The organism is Metamycoplasma neophronis, assembly GCF_006491995.1.
Lineage (GTDB): Bacteria > Bacillota_I > Bacilli_A > Mycoplasmatales > Metamycoplasmataceae > Metamycoplasma > Metamycoplasma neophronis.
The window spans coordinates 1-5,326 of sequence record NZ_VHHP01000012.1 but is presented as its reverse complement, the minus strand read 5'-3'; the positions used below and the strand labels follow the sequence as shown (position 1 = coordinate 5,326).

At 29.5% G+C, this 5,326-nt stretch carries 4 protein-coding genes; all 4 read left to right on the top strand.

Annotation, left to right across the window (positions count from 1 at the left end; genetic code table 4):
* The coding region (locus FJR74_RS03020; protein WP_211333935.1) for a restriction endonuclease subunit S at positions 1-1,045 on the top strand (1,045 nt) is incomplete at its 5' end.
* 15 nt (positions 1,046-1,060) lie between these two features.
* Positions 1,061-4,273, top strand: coding sequence for a type I restriction endonuclease subunit R (locus tag FJR74_RS08250; protein WP_140915054.1), 3,213 nt, complete (start codon positions 1,061-1,063; stop codon positions 4,271-4,273).
* A gap of 38 nt (positions 4,274-4,311) precedes the next feature.
* A complete protein-coding gene (locus tag FJR74_RS03010) occupies positions 4,312-4,788 on the top strand; it encodes a restriction endonuclease subunit S domain-containing protein (protein ID WP_140915053.1) in 477 nt (158 codons plus the stop codon).
* 78 nt (positions 4,789-4,866) lie between these two features.
* Positions 4,867-5,316, top strand: a complete 450-nt coding sequence (locus FJR74_RS08245; RefSeq protein WP_170178333.1) for a restriction endonuclease subunit S — start codon at positions 4,867-4,869, stop codon at positions 5,314-5,316.
* Positions 5,317-5,326: the final 10 nt, after the last annotated feature.

The following is a 5,326-nucleotide window of genomic DNA, read 5'->3' as shown; positions in this document are numbered from 1 at the left end:
TTGGGAACAGTGTAAATTGAAAGAAATTCTTAAGTATGAAAGACCCGAAGCTTACATGATAAGTGGGGATATATCGGAAAAAGGGAACATACCTGTACTAACTGCAAATAAAGCTTTTATATTGGGTTTTACAAACGAAAAAAATTTTTATAACCATGGAGAAAGCATAATTTTCGATGATTTTACTTTGGACTATAAATATGTTGATTTTATATATAAAATCAATTCAAGTGCAATAAAAATACTAACTAGCATAGCTAATAAAAATTTAAAATTTATATATTATTTGTTAAGTAATGTGAAAATTATATCTAATGGGCATGCGCGTCATTATATTTCTATTGTGCAGAATTCCATTGTTAATATTTGTTCTTCGGAAGAGGATAAAAAAATTACTGCTTTTTTATCTACACTTGATAGCCTTATCACTCTTCATCAGCGTAAGTTAGAAAAATTAAGCAACATAAAAAAATCACTTTTGGAAAAAATGTTTGCAGACGAACAAAATATGAAACCCCAAATTAGATTTAAGGGATTTACTGACACTTGGGAACAGTGTAAATTGAAAGAAATTCTTAAGTATGAAAGACCCGAAGCTTACATGATAAGTGGGGATATATCGGAAAAAGGGAACATACCTGTACTAACTGCAAATAAAGCTTTTATATTGGGTTTTACAAACGAAAAAAATTTTTATAACCATGGAGAAAGCATAATTTTCGATGATTTTACTTTGGACTATAAATATGTTGATTTTATATTTAAAATCAATTCAAGTGCAATAAAAATACTAACTAGCATAGCTAATAAAAATTTAAAATTTATATATTATTTGTTAAGTAATGTGAAAATTATATCTAATGGGCATGCGCGTCATTATATTTCTATTGTGCAGAATTCCATTGTTAATATTTGTTCTTCGGAAGAGGATAAAAAAATTACTGCTTTTTTATCTACACTTGATAGCCTTATCACTCTTCATCAGCGTAAGTTAGAAAAATTGAATAATATCAAAAAATCATTGTTAGAAAAAATGTTTTGTTAGTACAAAGGATAAGAAATGACTTTTAAATCAGAACTAGATTTCGAATCGGAGTTAGTTAAACTATTAACTCAACGTGGTTGGGAAAAAGAAATTTTGAAAAACAAATCTGAGGATGAGCTTATTCAAAATTGAGCCGATATATTGTTCGAAAACAATAGATCAATTGATAGACTTGGTGACTATAGATTAACCAAGACTGAAATGCAACAAATAATAGATAAAATAAAACAAGAAAAAACACCGTTTAGATTAAATAGCTTTATTAATGGTAAAACAATCTCGATTAAAAGAGATAATCCGGAAGATAAAAATCATTATGGTAAGGAAATTTCTTTAAAAATTTATGACAGAATGGAAATTTCTGCCGGCCAAAGCAGATATCAAATTGCAGAACAGCCTAAATTTTTTACAAATAAAGAATTAGGACATGAAAGACGTGGTGATTTAATGCTTTTGATAAACGGAATGCCCCTTTTTCATATTGAATTAAAACGAAGCGGCGTACCAGTTTCGCAAGCATATAATCAAATAGAAAAATACGCAAAAGAAGGATGCTTTTCTGGTTTATTCGGCCTTGTTCAGTTGTTTGTAGCAATGACCCCAGAAGAAATGGTTTATTTTGCCAATCCAGGACCAGATGGGAAATTTAACAAAAACTTTTATTTTCATTGAGCTGATTCCAAAAATAACCCCGTTAACGATTGAACAGATATTGCAAATAAATTTTTATCTATACCAATGGCGCACCAGCTAATTGGATTTTATACTATACCCGATGCGAGTGATGAGCAGTTAAAAGTTTTGCGCAGCTATCAATATTATGCGGTAACCGCAATTAGCGAAAAGGTTTCAAGATTAAATGATAGATGGGGCCAAAATAATTTGCGCGGGGGTTATATTTGACATACCACAGGTTCTGGAAAAACAATGACTTCTTTTAAAGCTGCTCAATTAATCGCAAACTCTGGAGATGCAGATAAAGTTATTTTTCTAACAGACAGAATAGAGTTGGGCACCCAATCTTATAATGAATATAAAAACTTTACAGGTATTGTCGAAGATGACATTGATTCTGATGATTCGTCTCTTGTCAAAAAAACGAGAAGCACAGCGGATTTAATTCATAAAATAAAATCGGATAATGGACCTTCGCTAATAGTTACTTCTATTCAAAAAATGAGCAATATTAAAGAAGAATCTACCAATAAAAACGACATTGAAATAATGAATAACAAAAGAATTGTTTTCATTATCGATGAATGTCACCGCTCAACTTTCGGAGAGATGTTATATACAATAAAAAACACCTTCCCAAGAGCAGTGTTTTTTGGGTTTACCGGAACACCTATTATCAAAGAAAATCAAAAGAAAAATTCAACTACAACAGATGTGTTTGGCGATGAACTTCATAGATACTCTATATCAGACGGTATAAGAGACAAAAATGTTTTAGCGTTTGATACTTATAGAGTTCTAACATTCAAAGAATCTGATTTAAGAAGAGAAATAGGATTGCGTAAAGCGGGAGTATCTGATTTATCTGAGCTTTTAAATAACGAAAAAGCAAGCGAAATATTCTATGCTTTTCAAAATTCAGATATTGTCCCAATGGCCTCATATATTGAGGGTCCTACTTTAGTTAAAGGGATTGAGGATTTCATTTCGGATGATTTATATGATTCACCATTAGAAGAAGATATTGAAAATGAACACACTCACAAAAACTCAGTAATTAAAAATATATTAGAAAATTGAGAAGTATTGAGCAGAAACAATAAATATCACGCAATTTTGGCCACTTCTTCAATACAAGAGGCAATTAAATACTATAAATTATTTAAAATTAAGATGAAACAAGATTCGCGTTTGCCTCAATTAAAAATAGCATGTTTGTTTGACCCGAATATTGACAATGATAACGCTGATAAAAGTATAAAAAAAGAAGACGCAATGATTGAAATGTTAAAAGATTATAACAATCAATTTGAAACGTCTTTCACATTGCCTGCTTGACCAAATTATAAAAAAGATGTTTCATTTAGATTGGCGCATAAAGATTTCTATAGTTTTGTAGAAAAAGATAAAGCAAAACAAATAGATCTTCTTATTGTTGTGGATCAAATGTTAACGGGGTTTGACTCTAAATGGATAAACACCCTTTATTTGGATAAAGTTTTGGAATTTCAAAATCTAGTCCAAGCTTTTTCTAGAACAAATAGATTGAATTCGGCTGATAAGCCCTTTGGAGTAATCAAATATTACCGTCGTCCATTTACAATGGAGAAGAATATATATGAAGCTTTTAAGGCTTATTCAGGAAATAACGAACGCGGAATTTTTGTCGACAAACTTGGCGAAAACATTATTAATATAAATAACTCATTTGAAGAAATAAAGAGAATTTTTGAAAATGACAATGTGTATAATTTCGAACGTAATGTTTCGGGTTTAATAGAAAAAGTTAAATTCGTTAAAGAATTCAATAGGTTATGAGAGTTGTTAGAAGCAGCAAAAATTCAAGGCTTTAACTGAAAAGAAAAAGAGTATCACATAGTAGAAGATAACGAAACAAAAACCGTATATTCTAATTTAGACGAACAAAAATTCAACATTTTACATATGAGATATAAAGAATTGGTTAGTTCGGGAAAAACAAAATTATACGAACTGGAAAATAATGCCTATGATTTATCAAGTACTATCATTGAAATAGATACTGGCAAAATAGACTTTGAATATTTAAATAACGAATTCAAAAAATATTCAGATGCTCATTTAGAAAAGGCAAATACTGATGAAGAATTTATTCAAAAATGCATAAATCGTTTAATCAATTCATTTAATAGCTTGTCAGCCCAAGATCAAGTTTATGCCAATAGGATTGTGGCAGACGTTCAATCTGGAACACTACAAGTACAACCAGGTAAAGACTTAATTGATTACATTAATGAATATAAACAGGAAGAAAAAGAACTACGCATAAAGACATTTTGCACGAAAACAGGAATAGACGAAAATCAATTAAGAAAACTACTAGAAGAAAAGAGAGACAACTCCTCATTAAATGAATTTGGAAGACTGGATAGAATAATAGAAACAGCAAATAAAGAAAAAGCAAAAGAATATATCGAAACAAAAGAAAATAGAACAATAGAACCTAAAATAGTAAATAGAAAATTAAGAATTTTGGTTGAGAAATTTGTTTCAGAAGAAGATTTTTCAATTTAATTCGTTATTCTTGGGAACAGTGTGAACTAAAAGATTTTTTGTCATTACCAATATTGGTTAAAAAAACTATTCAAAAAAGTTCCGATGTATTAACCCTAGGTTTGAATCTTACAGGACTAAGATTGAGCAGAACACGAAGTAATGATAATTACAATAAAACCAACTATTATATTAGACATGCCGGCCAGCTTATTTATGGAAAACAAAATATATTTAAAGGCTCATTAGCCTTAATAACAAAAGAATTTGATAAAAAATGCACATCTATAGATGTGCCGTCTTTAAATATTGAAAATATCGATAAAAAATATTTATTTTATATAATGTCTAATCCTAAATTCTATGAATCCACAGAAAAGGAAGCTGTTGGAACGGGATCTAAACGATTACACGAAGACAAATTATTAAATTTAAAAATAACTGTTTCTAAAGATTTTTTAGAGCAGAAAAAAATTAGTAGATTAGCCGACAAAACCAACTCCCTTATTACTCTTCATCAGAGTTACAAAAACTAACTATTAAAGCAAAAAAAATAAAATTTTGCTCTTTTTTGTTATTCTTGGGAACAGCGTAAATTGGGCAATATGGTCGTTATGAATCGTTATCCGCAAGTAAGCGCAGAAGAATTAGAAAGTTTAAATAAAGGGGCTGGTGAAATTGCTCTTTTGCCATCCTCGAAAAATAATGATTGAAAGTGCAAATTTAGCCAATCAATTTTTCAAAAAGTTTGTAATGGAGAGGTTATAACAGTAGGTCGAGCAAGAAATGCGAATACAAAATATACTAATGGGTTATTTATTTCGTCTCAAAATCACATAATTGAATCTTTCGATAAAAATATATTAAATACAAAATTTTTATATTTCTTTATCAAACAAAAAGAAAAACAATTTTATTCAGCTGAAAGCACATACCCAATGTTCACAAAAACAGATTTTAATAGAATAAGGTTATTTTACCCTAGAAAAATAAGCGAGCAAAAGATTATTGCCGACATATTTGATTTTGTAGAAATTCTTATCACTCTTCATCAGAGTTATTAATGAATAAAAT